Origin of the sequence: Pseudomonas sp. NPDC087626 (genome assembly GCF_044743405.1) — a bacterium.
Lineage (GTDB): Bacteria > Pseudomonadota > Gammaproteobacteria > Pseudomonadales > Pseudomonadaceae > Aquipseudomonas.
On sequence record NZ_JBIUWJ010000014.1, the window covers coordinates 36,175 to 59,530 of the forward strand.

Sequence of the window (23,356 nt, forward strand, 5' to 3'; positions counted from 1 at the left end):
GGCGCGGCACCAACTATTGCTGTTCCCGCAACAGTCCTTTCTGTAATCCGCTCTGTTTCCTTTTACCCGCGCCCCTTATCTTTGCCCGCACCAAACAGCACTTGCCAAGCAAGAAGGTTTTTCAGATGTCCAACAGTATGGGTATTGCCAGCGCTTTCGTTTTGTCGTCCTTGTTCCTCTCGCCATTGGCCATGGCCGAAGAGTCGCCAGCCTTTATCGCGCAGAATGCCGCGCGTGCAGCCGCCTTCGACAAGGCCCAGAACGAACTGACCGCCAAGGCGCAAAACCCTGAGCACGCCCCGCAAGCAGCGACTGTCCAGGCTCAGCCGCAGGTTGAGAAAGACAGCTGATTGATCGGCGTTTCGAGTTTCCCTCGACACTTTACTCGGCTCTTTCCCAAGTGAAGTTGTCTTAAAAGCCGCTGCTATCAGCGGCTTTTTTTTATTGTGTTTTTGCCCCGCGCGCGCACGTCCCCCTTAATAAGAAACACCGGATTTCAAACAATGACCCTACAGGTCATTGCGCCAAGGAGCTGTACCCCACGTGAGTATCACCGTCAAACTGTGCCCTCTGTTCATTGCAATCGCCGCAACGATCCCCACCGCCGCCCAGGCCACCGAAAACTCCCCGCACGAAGGTTTTGTCGAGGGTTCCAGCCTCAACCTCAGTGCCCGCAACTACTACATGAACCGCAATCGCCTGCAGCAGGCTGATGACAACATCGAGTGGGGCCAGGGTTTTCTCGGACAATTCGAGTCGGGTTACACCCAGGGGCCACTGGGTTTTGGCCTGGACGCCAATGCCATGCTCGGGCTGAAACTCGATGGCGGGGGCGGCACCGACGGCTCCAGCATCCTGCCGACCAGCGATGGCAACGGCAAAGCCCCGGGGTCGTTTTCCACCAGCGGCGCGACCCTGAAAATGCGCGCCATGGACACGGAGCTCAAGGCCGGTGACCTGTTCCTCAATAACCCGGTGATCGCCGGCGGCATGAGCCGCATGCTCCCGCAGACTTTTCGCGGCGTCAGCCTGAGCAACCACAGCTTCGACGGCTGGCTGCTCGAAGGTGGCCAGGCCAGTTTCACCAAGCCCTACAACCAGAGCGGGCACCAGCGCATCGGCACTGCCTACGGGACCTTGGCCGAGGGTGACGAAAGCCGCCACCTTAACTGGGCCGGCGTGGCTTGGAGCGCGGTGCCAGGGCTTAGCAGCAGCCTGTACGCCTCCGAGCTCAAGGACGTGTGGAACCAGTACTACTACGACCTCGACTACAACTACTCGCTGAGCGAGCACGTCAGCCTGAACCCGGGCCTGCACTACTATCACACCCAGGACAGTGGCGAGGCGCTGCTGGGGGCGATCGACAACAACACCTACAGCCTGCATTTGACCCTCGGTGTCGGTAATCACAGCCTCACGGCGGCGTACCAGCGGGTGAACGGTAATACCCCGTTTGACTACATCGCCCAGGGCGACAGCGTCTACCTCGACAACTCGCAGCAATACTCGGACTTCAACGGCCCCAACGAGCGTTCGTGGAAGCTCAAGTACGCCTATGATTTTGCCGCTGTGGGCATGCCCGGCCTGACCTCGGCCCTGTCCTATTCGCGCGGCACCCTCGACTTGCGCAAAGTCGATCCGCACAGCCCCGGCTATGGCGCCTGGTACAACGCGGACGGCCAGCACGCCAAACACTGGGAGCGCGATCTCGACCTGCAGTACGTGGTCCAGGACGGCACGGCGAAAAACCTCGCCGTGCGCCTGCAATGGGCAACCAACCGGGGTGGCAACGGCTATGGCGCACTGGACAACGACACCGATGAGTACCGGGTGATCCTCGACTACCCGCTGAACGTTTTCTAAGGCGCGCCTGCGCATACCTATGGGAATGAGCCGGGCGGCCCTCCGTCTGCTCGCGATGAACCGCAGAGCGCCGGATGTTCACGGCATTCGTGCGTTTTCGTTCACGTCCATCGCGAGCAAGCTCGCTCCTACATAATGCTTCATCGCGGGGCTGGCGTTTTTTGCGCCTGGGATCTATATATGCAATCAAGCTAACGATCAACGAACTGATATCTGCAATGCCGCCCGGTCCGTTCGGGAACTACGCTGATGATGTCCCTCTGCAGAAATCAGAACCATGAGTGCAAGCCGTACGCACCTCCACTTGACGGGTAACACCCGCCGCCCCGAATTCATGCTGATTCTGGGCAGCTCACTGACCGTCATTGCCATCATCGCCATCGTCACTTTCCTGCTGATACGCGAGCACGCCAACGCGATGCAGGCGGCGACTCGCAGCGCGACCAATATCGTGCAGTTGATCGACGCGGATGTGCTGCGCAACGTCGAACTCTATGACCTGTCACTGCAAGGCCTGATTGCCGCCGCCCAGCGTGACGACCTGCAACAGGTGTCGGCACAGATCCGTCACCTGGTGCTGTTCGATCGCTCCAGCACCGCACGTTTCAAAGGCGACCTGCTGTTGCTGGACAAGTATGGCAACGTGATCGCCGACTCCTCCCTGGTGACCCCGAAGCCGGGGAACTTCGCCGACCGTGATTACTTCCTGGCTCATGCGTTCAACGATGACACCGGGATGTTTATCAGCCGTCCTTTCAAACCCCGCTGTGAGTGCCCCGACAGCGAGCAGTGGCGCATCAGTTTCAGCCGGCGCATCTCTTCACCCTCCGGCGAGTTTCTCGGCGTGGCCGTGGCGTCCATGCGTCTCGCGTATTTCGACGAGTTATTCAAGAGCCTGAACATCGGCAACGACAGCACCCTCAATGTGCTCGACAAGGACGGTATTCTGCTCGCGCAAAAACCCATGCTGCGTGACAACAGCATCGGCAAGAGCTTCGGCAACCGCCCCAATGTGGTTCGAATCATGCGCGAAGGCACAGGCAGTTTCAGCAGTGTCTCAAGCATGGACCACCGCAATCGCCTGTACACCTTCTCGCGAGTCGGCAACCTGCCATTGACGGTGATCGTGGCGCTGTCCATGGACGAAGTCTTCGCCACCTGGAAACGCACCGCCTATGTGATCAGTGGCGCCACCGGTGTGCTGTGCATCGGCCTGATGTGGCTGGCCCTACTGCTGTGTCGCGAGCTGCGTTTGCGCCAGCACGCCGAGCAGGAACTCGCCCAGCAGGCGGCCATTGATTCGCTCACCGGAGTGGCCAACCGCCGCACCCTGGATACGGTATTGAATCGCGAATGGTCGCGTGCCCATCGCTCGGGGAAACCGCTGTCGGTGCTGATGATCGACGCCGATCACTTCAAAGCCTTCAATGACCGGCATGGTCATCAAGGCGGGGATGATGCGTTGCGCGTGCTGGCCAGGGTCATCAGCGAAAATATCCGCCGCCCGGCTGATCTCGCTGCACGCTATGGCGGCGAAGAGTTCGCCGCGGTACTGCCCGAAACCGATACCGCCGGTGCACTGCGCATCGCCGAAAATATTCGTGCGGCGGTCGAACGACTACCGCCCTTTGCCGCCGACGAATCTCCCATGACCGTCAGCATCGGTCTCAGTACCTCCACAGGACAACCGAACCAGAGCCTGGAAAACCTGATGTACACCGCTGACAAGGCGCTGTACCAGGCCAAGCACCGGGGACGCAACTGCGTGGTCAGTGCGCAGGAGTAGGTCCGGCATTTGCGCCAGGCATAAAAAAAGGCCACCCGAAGGCAGCCTTTAAAAACTAGAGAGGTTTTTACTTACACTGCCGCAACTGGGCGCATGTAAGAGATCGGAGCAGTGCTGGCGTCTTCAAAAGTCACGACTTCCCAAGCATCTGTCTGCTCAATCAATTTGCGCAGAAGCTGGTTGTTCAGTGCGTGGCCGGACTTGAAGCCCTTGAACTCACCAATCAGGCTATTGCCCAGCAGGTAGAGGTCGCCAATGGCGTCGAGGATCTTGTGCTTGACGAATTCGTCTTCGTAGCGAAGGCCGTCTTCGTTCAATACACCGTCCGCATCGACCACGATGGCATTTTCAACGCTACCGCCGAGTGCGAGGTTGTGCTTGCGCAGGTACTCGATATCACTCATGAAACCAAAGGTCCGGGCGCGGCTGACTTCTTTTACGAACGAAGTGCTGGAAAAATCCACGCTGGCACTTTGGGTGCGGTCACGAAACACCGGGTGATCGAAATCGATCTCGAAGCTCACCTTGAAACCTTCGAAAGGGACAAAAGTGGCGCGCTTGTCGCCATCTTCCACTGTCACTTCACGCAGGATACGGATGAACTTCTTGGCGGCATCCTGTTCTTCCAGGCCAGCCGATTGAATCAGGAATACAAAAGGTCCAGCGCTACCATCCATGATTGGCACTTCGGACGCGGAGAGCTCGACGTAGGCGTTATCGATGCCCAGGCCAGCCATGGCCGAGAGCAAGTGCTCCACCGTGTCCACTTTGACGTCACCGTTGACCAAAGTGGTCGACATGGTGGTTTCGCCAACGTTTTCTGCGCGAGCAGGAATCTGCACCACAGGGTCGAGATCGGCACGACAAAACACAATGCCAGTGTCGACAGGTGCAGGCTTGAGGGTCAGGTAGACCTTCTCCCCGGAGTGCAGGCCGACACCTGTGGCACGGATAATATTCTTCAGGGTGCGTTGTTTAATCATGGCATGGGCCGCTTCAGCGCAAAGTGCGAACTGGTATCAACAAAGGCTGGCGATAATAGCAGACCAGACCTTTGCTGAACACCAATCAACTTAATACGCCTGATACATTTCATCAATCGGCCTGACGACGCAGGAATGCCGGGATGTCCAGGTAATCCAGATCGTCTTGCGGATTGAGCTTTGCCGCCGCCGCTGCGCCGGCCTGAGCCTGGTTGCGCATCACGGTTGGACGGTCCAGGTCGCGGTAGTTCACCGACGGCATTTCCGGACGTGCGGCAGCGGCAGAAGGAGCCGGGGCGCTGGTCATGGAAGTGTGGACGGTGTTGTCGATGACCTTGACCGGTTTCTCGATTTTCGCGCCCAGACCGGTAGCAACAACGGTCACGTGCAGTTCGTCGCGCATGTCTGGATCGATAACGGTACCGACCTTGACCATCGCGTGCTCGGAAGCGAAGGCTTCGATGATGCTACCCACGTCGGAGTACTCACCCAGGGACAGGTCAGGACCGGCGGTGATGTTCACCAGGATGCCACGCGCACCTTGCAGGTTGACGTCTTCGAGCAACGGGTTGCGGATGGCCGCTTCAGTCGCTTCACGTGCACGGTTCGGACCGCTGGCGCAGCCAGTGCCCATCATCGCCATACCCATTTCGCTCATCACGGTACGCACGTCGGCGAAGTCGACGTTGATCATGCCCGGACGCTTGATGATGTCGGAGATACCGCGCACGGCACCGGCCAACACGTCGTCAGCCTTGGCGAAAGCCGACAGCAGGCTGGCGTCCTTGCCGAGGATGGTCAGCAGCTTCTCGTTGGGAATGGTGATCAACGAGTCGACGCTTTCGGACAGCAGACGAATACCTTCGTCGGCCAGTTGCATACGCTTGCGACCTTCGAACGGGAACGGACGGGTCACCACCGCAACGGTGAGGATCCCCATTTCCTTGGCCACTTCGGCGATTACAGGTGCAGCACCGGTACCGGTACCACCACCCATGCCGGTGGTAATGAACACCATGTTGGTGCCCGCCAGTACTTCGGCGATGCGCTCACGGTCTTCCATGGCGGCCTGACGACCGACTTCAGGATTCGCGCCGGCGCCCAGGCCTTTGGTTACGCTGGTGCCCAGTTGCAGGATGGTCCGCGCGCTGATGCTTTTCAGCGCCTGGGCATCAGTGTTGGCGCAGATGAACTCAACGCCTTCAATGTTGCTCTTGACCATGTGGTTGACAGCGTTGCCGCCGCCTCCGCCAACACCGATGACTTTAATGACCGGGCTTGCGGGGATGTTGTCTACGAGTTCGAACATTTTCCCTCTCCTTCAATTCTCTAGTTTTTTTCGCCTACTGCGCCTACTGCTTGTAACGGTGTTGCGGTAAATCTTTAGAAATTGCCCTGGACCCAACTCTTGATGCGGTCGAGCAACGGGCTCTTGGCCTCTTCGTTGCTGTAGCTATCGCGGCTGCTGCTGATCCCCGAGAAGGAAATGCCGTCGGACTGCTTTTGCAGGCCATACATCAGCAAACCAACACCGGTTGAATAAATCGGGTTGCGTACTACATCGTCCAGGCCCTTGACGCCATGGGGCACGCCCAGGCGGACCGGCATGTGGAAAATCTCTTCGGCCAGTTCGACCGCGCCTTCCATCTTCGACGTGCCACCGGTCAGCACGATGCCGGCCGGGATCAGGTCTTCGTAGCCGCTGCGACGCAGTTCGGCCTGGATCAGGGTGAACAGCTCGTCGTAACGCGGCTCGACCACTTCGGCCAGGGCCTGGCGGGACAGCTCGCGAGGCGGACGATCACCAACGCTTGGCACCTTGATGGTTTCACCGGCACCGGCCAGCTTGGCCAGGGCGCAGGCGTAACGAATCTTGATTTCCTCGGCGTACTGGGTCGGGGTGCGCAACGCCATGGCGATGTCGTTGGTCACCTGGTCACCGGCAATCGGGATCACCGCGGTATGGCGGATCGCGCCTTCGGTGAAGATCGCGATGTCGGTGGTACCGCCACCGATGTCCACCAGGCACACACCCAGCTCTTTCTCGTCATCGGTCAGCACCGAGTACGCCGAAGCCAGTTGCTCGAGGATGATGTCGTCGATTTCCAGGCCGCAGCGGCGCACGCATTTTTCAATGTTCTGTGCCGCATTGACCGCGCAGGTGACCACGTGGACCTTGGCTTCCAGGCGCACGCCGGACATGCCCAGCGGCTCGCGCACGCCTTCCTGGTTATCGATCACGTAGTCCTGCGGCAAGGTGTGCAGGACCCGCTGGTCGGCCGGGATCGCCACTGCCTGGGCAGCATCGAGCACGCGCTCGAGGTCGGCGGAGCTGACTTCACGATCACGGATCGCGACGATGCCGTGGGAGTTCAGGCTGCGGATGTGATTACCCGCCACGCCGACGAACGCCGAGTGGATCCGGCAACCGGCCATCAGTTGCGCTTCTTCGATGGCGCGCTGGATCGACTGCACGGTGGACTCGATGTTCACCACCACGCCCTTCTTCAGGCCGCGGGAAGGATGGGTACCGATCCCGACGATTTCCAGTTGGCCATCGGCCGCGACCTCGCCTACCAGTGCCACCACCTTGGAGGTACCGATATCCAGACCGACGATCATTTTGCCGCTTTGCACGTTTGCCATGGTCCTGCCTCTTCTCAATTCTTCGCGACGGCGGGTTGGGCCGTCGTGGGCGCTACAGGTTCCCGCCAGCCGACGGCAAGGCCGTTGGCATAACGCAGGTCGATGCGCGCAATGTTCGTAATCTGTTCTTTAAGCGTCTTGTCGTAGATGGCAAAGAAGCGGCGCATCTTTTCCACCAGGTTGCCGCGGCCCAACAACAACTCGATCCCCGGCCCCGCACTGCCGGCACCTGTGGTCAGGAACCAACTGCCGCGTTCACGCAACTCCAGCCGGGCGATGGAGAAACCCAGTGGCCGAAGCATCTGGCTCAACACCTGATACTGCTGCATCACTTGCTGCTGGGCCCGCTGCGGGCCGAACAACTGTGGCAAATGTTCGTAATTGGCCAGTTCACGCGGGGTAAACGCCTGGCCCTGGTTGTTCAGCAAGGCCTCGTCACCCCAACGGGCCACGGGCAGTTGTTCTTCCAGGCGAATCACCACCTGGTCAGGCCAGACGCGACGCACTTCGGCGTGGGCAATCCAGGGCATCTGTTCCAGTTCGGTGCGCATGCTCGCCAGGTCGATGGTGAAGAAGCTCGCCGCCACGTAGGGGGCGATCCGCTGCTGCACCGCTTGCTGGCTGATGTAGCTCAAGTCGCCCTGCACGTTGATCTTGGTGATCGGGCGGTCCGCGTACGGCATCAGGCGCTGGGCACCCTCATAGGTACCGAACCCCAACGCCACCAGCAGCACCGGCCAGAACACCGCTTTGAGAAAACCAAAATTGGCTTTCGGCAGGCGCACCGACATCGGCTCTTTGGCCACCATTCGGCTGGCACCCCGCGGCACCGGCTTGCGGCCGGGAGCGGGTGGCTGATGACGTAGCTGGGCGCCTTGCATGGACTTACCCTCGCGGCTCAATGCTTGCAGCCAGGATCGCCAACACCAACTGTTGGAAATCCAGGCCGGCTGCCCGGGCCGCCATCGGCACCAGGCTGTGATCGGTCATGCCCGGTGCGGTGTTGACTTCGAGGAACCAGAACTGCCCTTCGGCGTCCTGCATCACGTCAGCCCGTCCCCAACCGGCGATACCCAGCGCCTCACAGGCTTTCGCCGTAAGGTCCATGAGTTCTTGTTCCTTGGCACTGTCGAGGCCACACGGGATCCGGTACTGGGTATCGGAAGCCAGGTACTTGGCGTCGTAGTCGTAGAAAGTGTGCGGCGTACCCAGGGCGATCGGCGGCAACACCTGGTCGCGCAGCGTGGCGATGGTGAACTCCGGACCTTGAATCCATTGCTCGACCAACACTTGCGAATCGTAGGTACTGGCCGCTTTCCAGGCGTCGGTCAATTCAGACGCTGATGTCACTTTGGCCATACCGATACTTGAACCTTCATGCGCCGGTTTGACGATCAAAGGGAAGCCCAGTTCCGTCGCTGCCGAAATACAATCAGCTTCGCTGCTCAGCACGGCGTGACGCGGGGTCGGAATACCCAGGGTGTGCCAGACCTGCTTGGTGCGCAGTTTGTCCATGGCCAGGGCCGAAGCGAGGATGCCGCTGCCGGTGTACGGAATGCCCAGGCACTCGAGCAGGCCTTGCATGCTGCCGTCTTCACCGCCGCGACCGTGGAGAATGATGAACGCACGGTCGATCTTTTCATCGAGCAGGCGTTGCAGGAAGTCGTCACCGACGTCGATCCCGAACGCATCCACACCGGCGCTCTGCAGGGCACTGAGCACCGCATTGCCGGATTTCAGCGAGACTTCGCGTTCGGCGCTCTTGCCACCGAACAGCACGGCGACACGCCCGAAGTCTTGCGGGGCGATAGTCGAGAACAGGTTGGCGTAGGCTGCAGTCATTTCAACTTCCCCTCGCTAGGCGCGGCAACGGCACCTGCGAACAACGAACTTTTCAACAATTTGGGTGCAAGGCCACCGATATCACCGGCGCCCTGGCACAGAAGGATGTCACCGGCACGCAGCAACGGCTTGACCAGCGGCGCAAGGTCGACGCCACGCTCGATGTAGATCGGGTCAAGCTGGCCGCGCTGGCGAATGCTGTTGCACAGCTTGCGGCTGTCGGCGCCCGGGATCGGCTCTTCGCCGGCCGGATAGACTTCCATCAGCAGCAGCACGTTGGCGTCGGCCAATACATTGACGAAGTCGTCATACAGGTCACGAGTGCGGCTGTAGCGGTGCGGCTGGTAGACCATCACCAGGCGACGCTCCGGCCAGCCACCACGCACGGCCTGGATTACCGCGGCCACTTCGGTCGGATGGTGGCCGTAGTCGTCCACCAGCATCACGCTGCCGCCTTCGACCGGCAGCTCGCCGTAGACCTGGAAGCGGCGGCCGACACCCTGGAAGCCCGACAGGCCCTGGACGATGGCTTCATCGCTGACGCCTTCGTCAGTGGCGATACAGATGGTCGCCAGGGAGTTGAGCACATTGTGGTTGCCCGGCATGTTCACCGACACATCCAGCGGCTCGCGATCAGGGCGCAGCACGGTGAAGAAGGTCTGCATGCCCTGCTGGCGAACATTGATTGCGCGCACGTCGGCGTCTTCGCTGAAACCGTAGGTGACGGTTGGGCGCTTGACCTGCGGCAGGATCTCGCGAACCACCGGATCGTCCAGGCACACCACCGCCAGACCGTAGAACGGCAGGTTGTGCAGGAACTCGACGAAGGTTTTCTTCAACTTGTTGAAGTCGCCGTCGTAGGTCGCCATGTGGTCGGCGTCGATGTTGGTGACCACGGCCACCAGCGGCTGCAGGTGCAGGAAACTGGCGTCGCTTTCATCGGCTTCGGCGATCAGGTAGCGGCTGGTGCCGAGCTGTGCATTGGTACCTGCTGCATTCAGGCGGCCACCGATGACGAAGGTCGGGTCCAGGCCACCGGCGGCAAACACCGAGGCGATCAGGCTGGTGGTGGTGGTTTTGCCATGGGTACCGGCGACGGCGATGCCGTGGCGGTAGCGCATCAGCTCGGCCAGCATCTCGGCACGCGGCACCACCGGGATACGGCGCTCGAGCGCGGTCGCCACTTCCGGGTTGGAGGTGTTCACGGCACTGGAGACCACCAGTACATCGGCATTCGCGGCGTTCTCGGCGCGGTGGCCAAGGAAAATCTGTGCACCAAAGGATTCCAGGCGCTCGGTCACGGGGGAAGCCTTGAGGTCGGAACCGGACACTTCATAGCCCAGGTTCAGCAACACCTCGGCGATCCCGCACATGCCCACACCGCCGATGCCGACGAAGTGGATACGACGGATACGGCGCATTTCCGGCTGCGGCATGGCTTTCTGATTCTCAACCATGAACCACCTCCAGGCAGATATCGACCACGTTACGGGTGGCATCCGGTTTGGCCAGGCGACGAGCTGCGCCAGCCATGTCGTTGAGTCGTTGTGGTTGCATCAGGACCTCGGTCAGGCGCGCAGCCAGTTCTGCGGCGCCGGTCGTTCTTTGCGGCATCAGGAAGGCAGCGCCTTCACGAGCCAAATAATCGGCATTGCGGGTCTGGTGATCGTCGATCGCGTGGGGCAGAGGCACCAGCATCGAGGGCAGACCGGCAGCAGCCAGCTCACTGACAGTCAGCGCACCTGCGCGACAGACCACCAGGTCGGCCCAGCCGTAGGCTTGGGCCATGTCTTTGATGAACGGCTGCACTTGCGCCTCGACACCGGCAGCGCGGTAGCGCTCGGCAGTCACTTCATCGTGGTTTTTGCCAGCCTGGTGGAACACTTCCGGGCGCAGTTCGACGGGAACCTGCGACAAGGCTTCAGGCAGCAATTTGTTCAAGGGTTCTGCCCCCAGGCTTCCGCCCAGGATCAGCAAACGCGCCTGGCGTCCGGCCAGGGCCGGGCGCGGCGTATCGAGGAACAACTCGGCGCGCACCGGATTACCGGTGGTCCGTCGGCTGCCACGGGCAGCAAAGGTGTCCGGGAAAGCTTCGCAGACTCGCGCGGCCAAGGGCACCAGCAACCGATTGGCGGTACCGGCCACGGCATTCTGTTCGTGAACGATCACCGGCACGCCGGCCAACCTGGCTGCTACGCCACCAGGGCCGGTGACATACCCGCCAAAACCAAGGACACACACCGGCTTCAGCTGACGAATGATTGCCCGCGCCTGGAACACCGCCTTGAGCAGCACAAAAGGTGCCTTGAGCAGGGACAACTTGCTCTTGCCGCGCAGGCCACTGACGTTGATCAGGTGCAACGGCAGGCCCGCATTGGGTACCAGCTCGTTTTCGATGCCACGGGGCGTGCCGAGCCAGTGCACGGTGTAGCCGCGCGCCTGGAACTCGCGGGCACAGGCCAGTGCCGGGAACACGTGGCCACCGGTGCCGCCCGCCATGATCAGCACATTAGCGCCCATGGGTTGGCTCCTCGGCAAAATCACTCTCCTTGAACTCCATCTCTTCGCTGCCCAGGTGGGTCCGACTCTCCCACTCGATACGCAGCAACAGCCCCAGGCACGCACAGCAGATCACCAGCGAGCTGCCGCCATAGCTGAGGAACGGCAAGGTCAGGCCCTTGGTTGGCAGCAGGCCGACGTTCACCCCGATGTTGATCAGGAACTGACCAATCCACAGGAACGACAAGCCGTAGGCGATGTAGGCGGCGAAGAACTGCTTGGACTTCTCGGCCCAATAACCGATGTACATGCCGCGGATGCAGACAAAGGTGAACAGTGCGACGGTGCACAGCGAGCCAATGGCGCCCAGCTCTTCAGCCAGGACCGAGAACACGAAGTCGGTGTGGGCTTCCGGCAGGTAGAACTGCTTCTGCACGCTGTTGCCCAGGCCAACCCCCAGCCACTCACCGCGACCAAACGCGATCAGGGCCTGGGACAGCTGGTAACCGGCGCCGAACTGGTCGGCCCATGGGTCGGCAAAGTTGGTCAGACGCGCCATTCGATACGGCTGCACCTGAATCAACAGCACCACGGCCGCCACGGCCAGGACCACCATCAGGGAGAAGCGGAACAGCCCGACCCCGCCAAGGAACAGCATCGCTGCCGCCGCGCCCATCATCACCACGGTGGCCCCGAAGTCCGGTTCCATCAGCAACAGGCCCGCCATCGGCAGCAGCACGATGAACGGCTTGAAGAAGCCCATCCAGCTTTCACGCACTTCTTTTTGCCGGCGCACCAGATAACCGGCGAGGTAGATCACCACGAACACCTTGGCGATTTCCGAAGGCTGGACGTTGAAGAAACTGAAGCCGATCCAGCGCATCGAGCCGTTCACTTCGCGGCCGATCCCCGGGATGATCACCATCACCAGCAGGCCGAACGCACCAATCAGCATCAGCCAGCCCAGGCGTTGCCAGGTGGCGATCGGAATCATCATGGTGACGATGCAGGCCCCAAGGCCAAGCAGGACGTAGATCAGGTGACGAATCATGTAATACAGGGCGCTGCCCGACTGCACGGCTGCCACTTCAGTGGAGGCCGATGCAATCATCACCAGCCCCAGGCCGATCAGCGCCAGGCACCCGGCGAGCATCGGGAAGTCGAGGTCGATACCGCGCCCGGTGATGATCGGCGACGGGTAAGGCTTGATGATGTTTCTCAAGTTCATGCCAAGTCCTCCACGGCCTGGGCGAACAGGTGCCCACGCTCTTCGTAGTTCTTGAACATGTCGAAACTGGCGCAGGCCGGCGACAGCAGCACGGCATCACCGGGCTGGGCCACGGCGCGGCATTGTGCGACCGCTTCGAGCAGCGAGTTGACGCGAATCCGCGGTACACCGTCGCCGATGGCCTGGCCGATCAGCTCGCTGTCACGGCCCATCAACACCACCGCACGGCAGTTTGCCGCGACCGGATCACGCAGGTCCTTGAATTCAGCGCCCTTGCCATCGCCGCCGGCAATCAGCACGAGCTTGCCGTCGATGTCGGCGCCCAGGCCTTCGATCGCCGCCAGGGCGGCACCGACGTTGGTGGCCTTGGAGTCGTTGTAGTAGCTCACGCCGTCCAGGTCACGCACCCACTGGCAGCGGTGCTCGAGGCCGGCGAAGGTACGCAGGGTGGCGAGCATGGCGTCGAACGGCAGGCCGACGGCGTGCCCCAGCGCCAAGGCCGCGAGGGCGTTGGACTGGTTGTGGGCGCCACGGATTTTCAGCTCGCGCACCGGCATCAGGTTGGTGAATTCGAAGGCCAGGTATTTCTCGCCGTTCTCTTCACGCAGGCCAAAGGCCTTGAAGTCAGGTTTGCCGAGGCCGAAGGTCCAGCACGGCAGGCCCTCGCCCATCAACGGCCGGCTCAGGGCGTCCTGGCGGTTGACCACCACTTGCCGCGCGCCGCGGAAGATCCGGTGCTTGGCCAGGTGGTAGGCAGGCAGGCCGCTGTAGCGGTCCATGTGGTCTTCGCTGACGTTGAGCACGGTGGCCACTTCAGCGCCCAGCTGATCGGTGGTTTCGAGCTGGAAGCTGGACAACTCCATCACGTACAGCTCGACATCGTCGCTCAGCAGGTCGAGCGCCGGCGTTCCGAGGTTGCCGCCCACGGCCACACGCTTGCCGGCCGCAGCCGCCATGTCGCCGACCAGGGTGGTCACCGTGCTTTTTGCGTTGGAGCCGCTGATGGCGACGATCGGCGCTTTCGCGTTACGCGCGAACAGCTCGATGTCACCGGACAGTTTCACGCCACGGGCAGCCGCCGCCTGCAGGGCTGGTGTAGCCAGCGCCAGGCCGGGGCTCACGTAGAGCTCGTCGGCACGGCACAGGAACTCGACATCCAGCTCGCCACAACGCACTTCCACGTGCGGGTAGTCACGGCGCAGCGTGACCAGCTCCGGTGGATTGTCCCGCGTGTCAGCCACAGCGAACGCCACGCCCCGGTTCGCCAGGAAGCGAACCAGGGACATGCCGCTCTTGCCGAGGCCGACAACGATGCGGAAGTGGTCAGAAGCGATCAGAGACACTCGTTCTACCTCAGCTTCAGGGTGGCAAGGCCGAACAGCACGAGAATCACGGTGATGATCCAGAATCGGACGATCACGCGTGGCTCGGGCCAGCCCTTGAGTTCAAAGTGGTGGTGGATCGGCGCCATGCGAAACACCCGGCGACCGGTCAGCTTGAAGGACGCGACCTGGATCACCACCGACAGGGTTTCCATCACGAACACGCCGCCCATGATGAACAGCACGATTTCCTGGCGCACGATCACTGCGATGGTGCCCAGGGCCGCGCCCAACGCCAATGCGCCGACGTCGCCCATGAACACTTGCGCCGGGTAGGTGTTGAACCACAGGAAGCCCAGGCCGGCACCAATCAGCGCGCCGCAGAACACAATCAGTTCACCCGCGCCCGGGACATAAGGGATCAACAGGTATTCGGCGAATTTCACGTTACCCGACAGGTAGCAGAAGATCCCCAGGGCGCCGCCGACCATCACGGTCGGCATGATCGCCAGGCCATCGAGGCCATCGGTCAGGTTGACGGCGTTGCTGGAGCCGACGATCACGAAGTAGGTCAGGACGATGAAGCCGGCACCCAGGGGAATGCTGTAGTCCTTGAGCATCGGCAGGATCAGGGTGGTTTCCACCGGGCTGGCGGCCGTCATATAAAGGAAGATCGCCGCGCCCAGGCCAAACACCGACTGCCAGAAGTACTTCCAGCGGCTCGGCAAGCCACGGGAGTTCTTCTCGATGACTTTGCGGTAGTCGTCGACCCAGCCGATGGCGCCGAACAGCAGGGTCACCAGCAGCACGACCCAGACATAGCGGTTGGTCAGGTCGGCCCACAGCAGGGTGCTGACGCCAATGGCGGACAGGATCAGCGCGCCACCCATGGTCGGGGTGCCGGACTTGGACAGGTGCGATTGCGGCCCGTCGTTACGTACCGATTGGCCAATCTGACGATTCTGCAGGGTGCGGATCATCCACGGCCCGAAGCACAGCGACAGCGACAGCGCGGTCAGTACACCCAGAATCCCGCGCAGGGTCAGGTACTGGAAGACCGCGAAGCCTTTGTAGAACTGTTGCAGATACTCCGCTAGCAGCAGCAGCATTAATGTTTCTCCCCGCTCGAACCGCACAGAGCCGCAACGATGTTTTCCATCGCCGCGCTGCGCGAGCCCTTGATCAAAATAGTGGTGTTTGAATCGTGTTCGGCGCCCAGCGCCGCAATCAGGTCGGCCTGAGTGGCAAAGTGACGGGCCTGCTCACCGAAGGCGGCGACGGCATGCGCCATCAACGGCCCTACGGCGTAAAGTGCAGAAACCTTGCCGCTGGCATACGCGCCAACTTCGCGGTGCCCCTGCTCCGCCCACTCGCCCAACTCGCCGATATCTCCGAGCACCAGGACGGTGCGGCCGGAAAAGCCGGCAAGTATATCAACCGCAGCGCACATCGAGGTGGGGTTTGCGTTGTAAGAATCATCAATGACCCGCATGCCATTGCTCGCCAGTTGCGCCACCGCGCGTCCCTTGACCGGTTGCACGGCGTTCAGGCCGGTGACGATGCCGAACAGCGACACCCCGAGGGCGTGGGCAGCGGCGGCGGCCGCCAGGGCGTTGGCCACGTTGTGGGTGCCCAGCAGATTCAACTGGACGTGCTCGACACCCAGCGGACTGTGCAGTTTGAAGGACGGGCAGCCCCGTGCGTCGCGATCGAGGTCACTGGCATGGAAGTCGGCCTGGCTGTCGTGCAGGGCGAAGGTCAGCACCTGGCGCCCGGCTGCGCGGGCCTTCCAGATGGCGAATGCCTTGTCGTCGAGGTTCAGTACGGCGACGCCATCGGCGTCCAGCCCTTCGAGAATCTCGCCCTTGGCCTCGACGATTTTTTCCGGCCCGCCGAACTCACCGACGTGGGCGGTCCCGGCATTGTTGAGCACGGCTACGTGGGGCTTGGTCATGGCCACGGTGTAGGCGATCTCGCCGATGCGCGAGGCGCCCAACTCGATCACCGCAGCACTGTGTTCGGCCGCCAGTTCCAGCAGGGTCAGGGGCACGCCGAGGTCGTTGTTCAGGTTGCCACGGGTCGCCAGCACCGGACCGCGGGTGCGCAGGATGCTCGCGAGCATTTCCTTGACCGTGGTCTTGCCGCTGGAACCGGTGATTGCCGCGACCGGCTTGGTAAAGGCCGCACGGTTCAGGGCGCCCAGTTGACCCAGGGCCTGCCGAGTGTCCTTGACCAGCAGTTGCGGCAAGGTGGCGTTGGCCACTGCACGCTCGACCAAGGCTGCGACCGCACCTTTGCCGGCCACTTCGTTGAGGTAGTCGTGCCCGTCGAAACGCGGACCGGCCAGGGCCACGAACAGTTGGCCCGGCACGATGGCCCGGCTGTCGATGCTCACGCCCTCGAAGCGGCTGTCGGTAGTAACCAGACGGCCACCCAATGGACCCGCCACTTCGCTCAATTGCAGGGCCTTAAGCATGGCTCACCTCCCAGGCGGTCAAGGCGCGATCGGCCTCCACCAGGTCAGAGAAGGCATGGCGTTGGCCATTGATTTCCTGATAGTCCTCATGACCTTTGCCAGCCAGGACGATCACGTCATCGGCGCTGGCGCCAGCAACAATTTCGGCAATCGCCTGGCCACGACCGGCGACAAAACGTACGTTATCCACCGCGCTGAAACCGGCGCGGATGTCGTCGAAAATCTGCAGTGGGTCTTCGCTGCGCGGGTTGTCATCGGTCACCAGAACGCCATCGGCCAGGCGCTCGACCACTTCGGCCATCAGCGGACGCTTGCCACGATCGCGATCGCCGCCGCAGCCGAACAGGCACAACAACTGACCCTTGGCGTGGGGACGCAGGGCCAGCAGGACTTTTTCCAGGGCATCGGGGGTATGGGCGTAGTCGACTACCACCAATGGCTGGGTGCCGCCACCCAGGCGCTGCATGCGACCGGCCGGGCCTTCGAGCTTGGGCAGCACACGGAGGATTTCGTCCAGCGCATAGTCCAGGCCGAGCAAGGCACCGACCGCGGCCAACACGTTGCTCAGGTTAAAACGACCGAGCAAGGCGCTGCGCAAATGGTGTTCGCCCTGAGGCGTTACCAGCGTGGCACGCACACCCTCGTCGTCGAACTGCGCTTCGCGGCAATACAGGTAGGCGCTGGCGTCTTCCAGGCTGTAGGTGATCAGCCGCGATTCGCCCTTGTCGGCGGCCAGTTGGCGACCGAATTCGTCGTCGAGGTTGACCACCCGGCACTTCAGGTCATTCCAGGCGAACAACTTGGCCTTGGCTTCACCATAGGCCTGCATGGTGCCGTGATAGTCCAGGTGATCGCGGGACAGGTTGGTCATCACTGCCACGTCGAAGGCCAGCGCGCTGACGCGTCCCTGATCCAGGCCGTGGGAAGAAACTTCCATGGCCACCGCCTTGGCACCGGCCTTTTTCAGGTCGGCCAGGGTGGCTTGCATGTCGATCGGGTTGGGCGTGGTGTGCAGGCCACTTTGCAGCGCGCCGTAGAAACCACTGCCCAGAGTGCCGACGATGCCGCAGTGCTGGCCGAGCAAATCGAGGGCCTGGGCAACCAACTGGGTCACACTGGTTTTGCCGTTGGTGCCGGTGACACCGACCAGGTTCAGATGCCGGCTCGGGTCACCATAGAAGCGTCCAGCGATGTCCGACAGTTGCGCGGCCAGGCCTTTGACCGGGATCAGCGGCACATCGGTAATCGGCAGGACGGTCGCCCCTTCGACTTCATAGGCCACGGCTGCCGCACCGCGTTGCAGGGCATCGGCGATATGCGCACGGCCATCGAACTTGCCACCAGGCACTGCGAGGAACAGGTCCCCGGCGCGCACATTGCGGCTGTCCAGGGCCAGTTCGCGAATCAACAGGTCGCGGCCGGCATGGGCGAAAATCTTGTTCAGGCTCAGAGACATCAGCCGCGCCCTCCGTTGGCTTTGAGTGGGATCGCCGGGGTGGCATTGGCTTGCTGGGTCGGCGGCAGGTTGTCCGGCGAGATGTTCATCAGGCGCAGGGTGCCCGACATCACTTTGCTGAACACCGGTGCCGAGACCAGGCCACCGAAGTAGCCGGCCTTGCTCGGTTCATCGATCACCACGACGATGGCAAAACGCGGGTCGCTCATCGGGCCGAAACCGGCAAACAGCGAGCGGTAGGAGTTGACGGCGTAGCCCTTGAGGCCTGCGGAGGTCTTACGCGCAGTACCGGACTTGCCGGCCACGTGATAGGCCGGAACCTGCGCACGGAATACCCCGCGCGGCGCCTCGATCACTTGCTGCAGCATGCCCTGCATGGTCTTGGCGACGTCTTCCGGGATCACCTGGGTGGTTTGCGGCAGCTTGTCGGTCTTGACCAGGGTCAGGGGCGCGATACGGCCGTTGTTGGCCAATGCCGAGAACGCGTGGACCAACTGGATCGCGGTTACCGACAGACCGTAGCCGTACGACAGCGTGGCCGTCTCGGCCTTGCGCCATTCGCGGTAGTTGGGCAGGTTGCCAACGCGCTCGCCCGGGAAGCCCAGGCCAGTGTCCTGGCCCAGGCCGATTTTCTGTGCCAGACGGAAAATAGTCTCGCCGCCAATATCGAAGGCGATCTTGCTCATGCCCACGTTACTGGAGTTGATCAGGATCCCGGTCAGGTCGAGCACCGGGCCTTCGCTCCTGGACACGTCACGAATGGTGTACTTGCCCAGTTGCAGGGTGCCCGGATAGACCTCGACCCGGTCACTCGGCTTCCAGCGCCCGGTTTCCAGGGCGGCACTCATGGAGATGGCCTTCATGGTCGAGCCCGGCTCGAATACGTCGATCATCGCGCGGTTACGCATCATCGCCGGCTGCAGGTTGCGACGGTTGTTCGGGTTGTAGGTCGGCTGGTTGACCATGGCCAGGATCTCGCCGGACTTGACGTCCATGATCACCAGGCTGCCGGCCTTGGCACCGTTCTCGATGATCGCGTTGCGCAGTTCGCGGTTGGCCAGGTATTGCAGGCGCAGGTCAATCGACAACGCCAAGGGCTTGCCGGCCTTGGCGTTTTTGGTGACTTGGACATCTTTGATCAGTCTGCCGCGCCGGTCCTTGATGACCTGGCGTTTACCGGGGACCCCGGCCAGCCATTCGTCATAGGCCAGCTCCACACCTTCGCGGCCATGGTCGTCGATATCGGTAAAGCCGACCATGTGGGCGGTGACTTCCCCGGCCGGGTAGAAGCGCCGGAACTCTTCGATGCCATAGACGCCAGGCACTTTCAGGTCGAGCACCACCTGGCCTTGCTCCGGCGTCAGGCCGCGCACCAGGTAGATGAATTCTTTATTGGCCTGGGCTTCCAGGCGCTCGGTCAGCGCACGCGGGTCCTGGCCCAATGCGGCAGCCAGGGCCGGCCAGCGGTCCTTGGCGCTCTGCATTTCCTTGGCGTTGGCCCACAGGGTGGTGACCGGAGTACTGACCGCCAAAGGCTCGCCGTTACGATCGGTGATCAGGCCACGGTGCGCGGGAATCGGGATGTGGCGCATGCTGCGCGCGTCACCCTGGCCCTTGAGGAAGGCACGGTCGACCACTTGCAGGTCAATGATGCGCCAGGCAATCGCCGCCACCATGATCCCGAGCAAGCCCACGACCAAGCGAAACCGCCACGGAAAGAGTGCCCCCTCGAGTTTCATCATGGCGCCACCATCCGCACTTCTGCCGCGCCGGGAATGCGCATCTTCAGTTGTTCGGTGGCCAGCACTTCAATACGGCTATGAGCGGTCCAGGTGCTCTGCTCGAGAATCAACCGCCCCCACTCCGCCTGCGCCTTGTCGCGCACACTCAACTCGCCGTACAACGAGTTGAGCAATTGCCGATTCCAGTGGGCGCTGTAGGACACCGCGATCGCGGAAACCAGCACGCCGATAAACAGCAGCAGCATGATAAAGCTGCCGCCTGGAAGAGGCTTGGCGAAAAGCTTGCTCACCGCAACTTCTCCGCGACACGCATGACAGCGCTACGGGAACGTGGGTTGGCTTTGAGTTCGGCTTCGCCGGCGAACTGCGCTTTGCCATGGACTTTGATTTTCGGCACAAAAGCTTCGAAACGTACCGGCAGGTTGCGCGGCAGGTTGTCGGTTTCACCCTTGACCAGTTTGCGCATGAACAGCTTGACGATGCGATCTTCCAGCGAGTGGAAGCTGATCACTACCAGGCGGCCGCCGATTTCCAGCGCCTCGAGTGCTGCTTCGAGGCCGGCTTCGAGATCGCCCAGTTCATTGTTGACGTGAATTCGCAGGCCCTGGAAGGCACGGGTAGCTGGGTTCTTACCTTTTTCCCACGCCGGGTTGGCGACTTTCAGCACTTCTGCCAGGTCACCGGTGCGCTCGAACGGCTTGATGTCGCGACGCTCAGCCACGGCACGGGCCATACGCCCGGAGAAACGTTCTTCGCCATATTCCTTGAACACCCGGGCGATTTCTTCGACGGGCGCGGTGTTGACGAATTCGGCAGCACTGATCCCTCGGGACGGGTCCATACGCATGTCCAGGGGGCCGTCATTGAGGAAGCTGAAGCCACGCTCAGGGTCGTCTAGCTGGGGCGAAGACACGCCCAGGTCGAGCAGCACACCGCTGACCTTGCCGGCCAGGCCGCGCTCGGCAACTTCCGAACCCAGTTCGGCAAAGCTGCGCTGCACAACGACAAAGCGGCCGTCTTCGGCCGCTAGCGTTTGCCCGGTGGCAATCGCTTGAGGATCTTTGTCAAACCCCAGCAACCGGCCATCAGGACCGAGCTGGCTGAGTATCAGGCGGCTGTGGCCGCCGCGCCCGAACGTGCCATCGAGATAGCAACCATCAGGGCGTACGGCGAGAGCCTCGACGGCTTCGTCAAGCAGTACGGTGATGTGGTTAAAGCCGCTATCAATAGTCACAGGATCAAATCACGCAGTTCATCAGGCATAGCGCCCGGTTGTTGAATAGCAGCCAGGTCAGCAGCAGACACTGCATCCCAGGCATCCTCGTCCCACAATTGGAACTTGTTCAGTTGGCCTACCAACATCGCGCGCTTATCCAACTTGGCATATTCACGCAGACGCGGCGGAACCAGAAAACGACCACTGCCGTCGAGTTCGAGGTCGACGGCATTACCAATCAGCAAACGTTGCAGGCGACGGTTCTCTTCGCGAAGCGAAGGCAGTGCGCGCAGTTTGGTTTCAATCAGCTCCCACTCATCGAGGGGGTAAACACACAAACAAGGATCAACCGCATCAATGGTCACGATCAGTTGCCCGGAACTACGCGAAACCAACTCGTCACGATACCGGCTCGGCATAGCGAGACGGCCTTTTGCATCGAGACTGATAGCGTTAGCTCCGCGAAACACGTCAGCGTTTCTCCAAATTCTAGCGTTTTACGCTCAAAAAACCCACTTCATGCCACTTTCCGCCACTTGCGCACACTATAGGAATGCGCCTACCGCACCGTCAAGGCGCGCAGTAAAGGAAAACCCTTACAGATCGGAGATTTAGCGGTACAAAAGAAGGGGTTACGAGTATTTGGCGGATGACTCAGCTCAATAACTTGAAGCAGCGCAGGAGGCTACGTTCAGAAGTTAAAGTAATTTGTTAAGAGTAAGATTTTTTCGGTATTACGAAAGCGCTTCTGCTATTGATTCAGCAGGGTGGGTAATTGCTACTACACGCGCGCCTCTACAAGGGGGTCAAACGAGATGATGGCATATCGATATCAAGTAACACGTGCCCACAACATGCTGCGGGCGGTGAACCGATAATACCAAGCCCCTGTGCCGGTGATTCAAGCACAAAAGCGAAAAAAAGGTGGAGAGTCGATCTATAAGCCGGGTTCTGTCTTGAACAGTCATTCGTCTACGATGGCCATCACTGGACACCTTTAGCAACCTACCCGGTCCCAGCGCGGGCCACGCCTTGGGACCCTATTTGGTCTTGCTCCAAGTGGGGTTTACCTAGCCACGAACTGTTGCCAGTCGTGCGGTGCGCTCTTACCGCACCTTTTCACCCTTACCGGCACCGAAGCGCTTAGGCGGTTATTTTCTGTGGCACTTTCCGTAGGCTCACGCCTCCCAGGCATTACCTGGCACTTCGCCCTATGGAGCCCGGACTTTCCTCCCCCCCCTAATTTTCATAGAGGGCAGCGACTGTCCAATCGACTCTCCGCCGCGAAGGTTAACGGCACAGCGCCCGAAGAACAAGCAATAAAAGCCTTTTGCCGCTCTGCAGGCCCCGTTTTTACTCGCCCTTCTGTTTTTCCAGGGCCACTTGATAGAGCACATTCTTGCGCTCACCGGTAATTTGCGCCGCCAACGCCGCGGCACGCTTGAGCGGCATCTCCTCGAGCAACAGATTGAGGATGCGCATGGCCTCGCTGCTGACCGCCTCCTCAGTCTCTGGCGCGGTCCAGCCCGCCACCAGCACCACGCACTCGCCACGCTGCTGATTGCTGTCGCCCTCGACGAACGCACGCAGCTCGGCCAGGGGCAAGCCCTTAAGGGTCTCGAAGGTCTTGGTCAGCTCGCGCGCCAACAAGGCTGGCCGCTCGGGGCCGAACACCAGCTCCATGTCCTGCAGGCATTCGAGGATCCGGTGAGGTGCCTCATAGAAGATCAGGGTCCGCGGCTCTTCCTTAATGGACTCCAGGCGCGCGCGCCGGCCAACGGCCTTGGCCGGCAGGAAACCTTCGAAGATAAACCGGTCGGACGGCAATCCCGCCGCCGACAATGCGGCGATCAGCGCGCACGCCCCGGGAACCGGGACTACATTGATACCGGCAGCGCGGGCCTGGCGCACCAAGTGATAACCCGGATCGGAAATCAGCGGCGTGCCGGCATCGGAAATCAGCGCAACATTGTCACCGGCCAGCAACCGCGTGATGAAGCGACTGCCTTCGTCGCGTTCGTTGTGTTCGTGACAAGCCGCCAGGGGCGTAGCGATGCCGAAATGTTGCAGCAACCGCAGGGAGTGGCGCGTGTCTTCGGCGGCGATCAACGCCACCTCACGCAAGATCTTCAGCGCGCGGGCACTGATGTCATCCAGGTTGCCGATGGGCGTCGCCACCACATAAAGCGAGCCAGCAGCGGAATTCAAAGCACCTGGAGCAGTCAAAGCGCACACCTCATGATCGGTAAAAGCGCCATTGTAGCGCGTAGAAGCCCGCTGGATGCGCACCACTGTCA

General features: G+C 61.4%; 20 protein-coding genes and 1 other RNA gene. 3 read left to right on the top strand and 18 right to left on the bottom strand.

Annotated elements, in window-relative coordinates:
- Positions 1–125 precede the first annotated feature (125 nt).
- The 3 genes from ACIOVD_RS13935 to ACIOVD_RS13945 all read left to right on the top strand — a co-directional run bounded on the left by ACIOVD_RS13935 (position 126) and on the right by ACIOVD_RS13945 (position 3,649).
- Positions 126–350, top strand: coding sequence for a hypothetical protein (locus ACIOVD_RS13935; RefSeq protein WP_095168929.1), 225 nt, complete (start codon positions 126–128; stop codon positions 348–350).
- Between the two features lie 193 nt (positions 351–543).
- Positions 544–1,863 (top strand): OprD family porin, encoded by a 1,320-nt coding sequence (locus tag ACIOVD_RS13940; protein WP_401128397.1) that lies wholly within the window; start codon positions 544–546, stop codon positions 1,861–1,863.
- Between the two features lie 277 nt (positions 1,864–2,140).
- Positions 2,141–3,649: a sensor domain-containing diguanylate cyclase gene (locus ACIOVD_RS13945; protein WP_095168931.1), complete on the top strand. Its 1,509-nt coding sequence runs from the start codon at positions 2,141–2,143 to the stop codon at positions 3,647–3,649.
- 71 nt (positions 3,650–3,720) lie between these two features.
- On the opposite strand, the gene lpxC is transcribed toward ACIOVD_RS13945, so the two are convergent.
- The 18 genes from lpxC to rsmI form a co-directional block, all read right to left on the bottom strand.
- On the bottom strand, positions 3,721–4,632 hold the full coding sequence (gene lpxC / locus ACIOVD_RS13950) for a UDP-3-O-acyl-N-acetylglucosamine deacetylase (RefSeq protein ID WP_007939852.1): 912 nt from the start codon (positions 4,630–4,632) through the stop codon (positions 3,721–3,723).
- 112 nt (positions 4,633–4,744) lie between these two features.
- Complete coding sequence (gene ftsZ, locus ACIOVD_RS13955; RefSeq protein ID WP_095168932.1) at positions 4,745–5,941, bottom strand: cell division protein FtsZ; 1,197 nt, start codon at positions 5,939–5,941, stop codon at positions 4,745–4,747.
- A gap of 74 nt (positions 5,942–6,015) precedes the next feature.
- Positions 6,016–7,278, bottom strand: a complete 1,263-nt coding sequence (gene ftsA / locus ACIOVD_RS13960) for a cell division protein FtsA (protein WP_095168933.1) — start codon at positions 7,276–7,278, stop codon at positions 6,016–6,018.
- A gap of 14 nt (positions 7,279–7,292) precedes the next feature.
- On the bottom strand, positions 7,293–8,159 hold the full coding sequence (locus tag ACIOVD_RS13965; protein WP_095168934.1) for a cell division protein FtsQ/DivIB: 867 nt from the start codon (positions 8,157–8,159) through the stop codon (positions 7,293–7,295).
- A gap of 4 nt (positions 8,160–8,163) precedes the next feature.
- Positions 8,164–9,120, bottom strand: coding sequence for a D-alanine--D-alanine ligase (locus ACIOVD_RS13970; protein ID WP_095168935.1), 957 nt, complete (start codon positions 9,118–9,120; stop codon positions 8,164–8,166).
- Entirely contained in the window at positions 9,117–10,577 is a 1,461-nt protein-coding gene (gene murC / locus ACIOVD_RS13975; RefSeq protein ID WP_095168936.1) for a UDP-N-acetylmuramate--L-alanine ligase, read from the bottom strand. Before murC ends, ACIOVD_RS13970 begins: the two co-directional genes overlap by 4 nt.
- Positions 10,570–11,640: an undecaprenyldiphospho-muramoylpentapeptide beta-N-acetylglucosaminyltransferase gene (murG, locus tag ACIOVD_RS13980; RefSeq protein WP_401128404.1), complete on the bottom strand. Its 1,071-nt coding sequence runs from the start codon at positions 11,638–11,640 to the stop codon at positions 10,570–10,572. Before murG ends, murC begins: the two co-directional genes overlap by 8 nt.
- A complete protein-coding gene (gene ftsW / locus ACIOVD_RS13985; protein WP_095168938.1) occupies positions 11,630–12,847 on the bottom strand; it encodes a putative lipid II flippase FtsW in 1,218 nt (405 codons plus the stop codon). The genes murG and ftsW overlap by 11 nt, the downstream gene beginning before the upstream one ends.
- Positions 12,844–14,190 (bottom strand): UDP-N-acetylmuramoyl-L-alanine--D-glutamate ligase, encoded by a 1,347-nt coding sequence (murD, locus tag ACIOVD_RS13990; protein ID WP_401128408.1) that lies wholly within the window; start codon positions 14,188–14,190, stop codon positions 12,844–12,846. The genes ftsW and murD overlap by 4 nt, the downstream gene beginning before the upstream one ends.
- A 5-nt stretch (positions 14,191–14,195) precedes the next feature.
- Positions 14,196–15,278: a phospho-N-acetylmuramoyl-pentapeptide-transferase gene (gene mraY, locus ACIOVD_RS13995; RefSeq protein ID WP_095168940.1), complete on the bottom strand. Its 1,083-nt coding sequence runs from the start codon at positions 15,276–15,278 to the stop codon at positions 14,196–14,198.
- Entirely contained in the window at positions 15,278–16,645 is a 1,368-nt protein-coding gene (gene murF, locus ACIOVD_RS14000; RefSeq protein WP_320332993.1) for a UDP-N-acetylmuramoyl-tripeptide--D-alanyl-D-alanine ligase, read from the bottom strand. Before murF ends, mraY begins: the two co-directional genes overlap by 1 nt.
- Positions 16,638–18,101, bottom strand: coding sequence for a UDP-N-acetylmuramoyl-L-alanyl-D-glutamate--2,6-diaminopimelate ligase (locus tag ACIOVD_RS14005; protein ID WP_159997893.1), 1,464 nt, complete (start codon positions 18,099–18,101; stop codon positions 16,638–16,640). The genes murF and ACIOVD_RS14005 overlap by 8 nt, the downstream gene beginning before the upstream one ends.
- A complete protein-coding gene (locus tag ACIOVD_RS14010; RefSeq protein ID WP_177440661.1) occupies positions 18,101–19,840 on the bottom strand; it encodes a penicillin-binding protein 2 in 1,740 nt (579 codons plus the stop codon). Before ACIOVD_RS14010 ends, ACIOVD_RS14005 begins: the two co-directional genes overlap by 1 nt.
- Positions 19,840–20,133 (bottom strand): cell division protein FtsL, encoded by a 294-nt coding sequence (gene ftsL, locus ACIOVD_RS14015; RefSeq protein ID WP_095168944.1) that lies wholly within the window; start codon positions 20,131–20,133, stop codon positions 19,840–19,842. Before ftsL ends, ACIOVD_RS14010 begins: the two co-directional genes overlap by 1 nt.
- Positions 20,130–21,077 (bottom strand): 16S rRNA (cytosine(1402)-N(4))-methyltransferase RsmH, encoded by a 948-nt coding sequence (gene rsmH, locus ACIOVD_RS14020; RefSeq protein ID WP_162530210.1) that lies wholly within the window; start codon positions 21,075–21,077, stop codon positions 20,130–20,132. The genes ftsL and rsmH overlap by 4 nt, the downstream gene beginning before the upstream one ends.
- A complete protein-coding gene (gene mraZ, locus ACIOVD_RS14025; RefSeq protein WP_019693566.1) occupies positions 21,074–21,529 on the bottom strand; it encodes a division/cell wall cluster transcriptional repressor MraZ in 456 nt (151 codons plus the stop codon). Before mraZ ends, rsmH begins: the two co-directional genes overlap by 4 nt.
- A gap of 454 nt (positions 21,530–21,983) precedes the next feature.
- Positions 21,984–22,337, bottom strand: an RNA gene (gene rnpB, locus ACIOVD_RS14030) — RNase P RNA component class A.
- Between the two features lie 75 nt (positions 22,338–22,412).
- Complete coding sequence (gene rsmI, locus ACIOVD_RS14035; protein WP_095169036.1) at positions 22,413–23,285, bottom strand: 16S rRNA (cytidine(1402)-2'-O)-methyltransferase; 873 nt, start codon at positions 23,283–23,285, stop codon at positions 22,413–22,415.
- Positions 23,286–23,356: the final 71 nt, after the last annotated feature.

Coding starts and splice junctions, on each gene's coding strand:
- ACIOVD_RS13935 (WP_095168929.1), top strand. CDS start 126: ATGTCCAACAGTATGGGTATTGCCAGCGCTTTCGTTTTGTCGTCCTTG.
- ACIOVD_RS13945 (WP_095168931.1), top strand. CDS start 2,141: ATGAGTGCAAGCCGTACGCACCTCCACTTGACGGGTAACACCCGCCGC.
- lpxC (WP_007939852.1), bottom strand. CDS start 4,632: ATGATTAAACAACGCACCCTGAAGAATATTATCCGTGCCACAGGTGTC.
- ftsZ (WP_095168932.1), bottom strand. CDS start 5,941: ATGTTCGAACTCGTAGACAACATCCCCGCAAGCCCGGTCATTAAAGTC.
- ftsA (WP_095168933.1), bottom strand. CDS start 7,278: ATGGCAAACGTGCAAAGCGGCAAAATGATCGTCGGTCTGGATATCGGT.
- ACIOVD_RS13965 (WP_095168934.1), bottom strand. CDS start 8,159: ATGCAAGGCGCCCAGCTACGTCATCAGCCACCCGCTCCCGGCCGCAAG.
- ACIOVD_RS13970 (WP_095168935.1), bottom strand. CDS start 9,120: ATGACTGCAGCCTACGCCAACCTGTTCTCGACTATCGCCCCGCAAGAC.
- murC (WP_095168936.1), bottom strand. CDS start 10,577: ATGGTTGAGAATCAGAAAGCCATGCCGCAGCCGGAAATGCGCCGTATC.
- murG (WP_401128404.1), bottom strand. CDS start 11,640: ATGGGCGCTAATGTGCTGATCATGGCGGGCGGCACCGGTGGCCACGTG.
- ftsW (WP_095168938.1), bottom strand. CDS start 12,847: ATGAACTTGAGAAACATCATCAAGCCTTACCCGTCGCCGATCATCACC.
- mraY (WP_095168940.1), bottom strand. CDS start 15,278: ATGCTGCTGCTGCTAGCGGAGTATCTGCAACAGTTCTACAAAGGCTTC.
- murF (WP_320332993.1), bottom strand. CDS start 16,645: ATGCTTAAGGCCCTGCAATTGAGCGAAGTGGCGGGTCCATTGGGTGGC.
- ACIOVD_RS14005 (WP_159997893.1), bottom strand. CDS start 18,101: ATGTCTCTGAGCCTGAACAAGATTTTCGCCCATGCCGGCCGCGACCTG.
- ACIOVD_RS14010 (WP_177440661.1), bottom strand. CDS start 19,840: ATGAAACTCGAGGGGGCACTCTTTCCGTGGCGGTTTCGCTTGGTCGTG.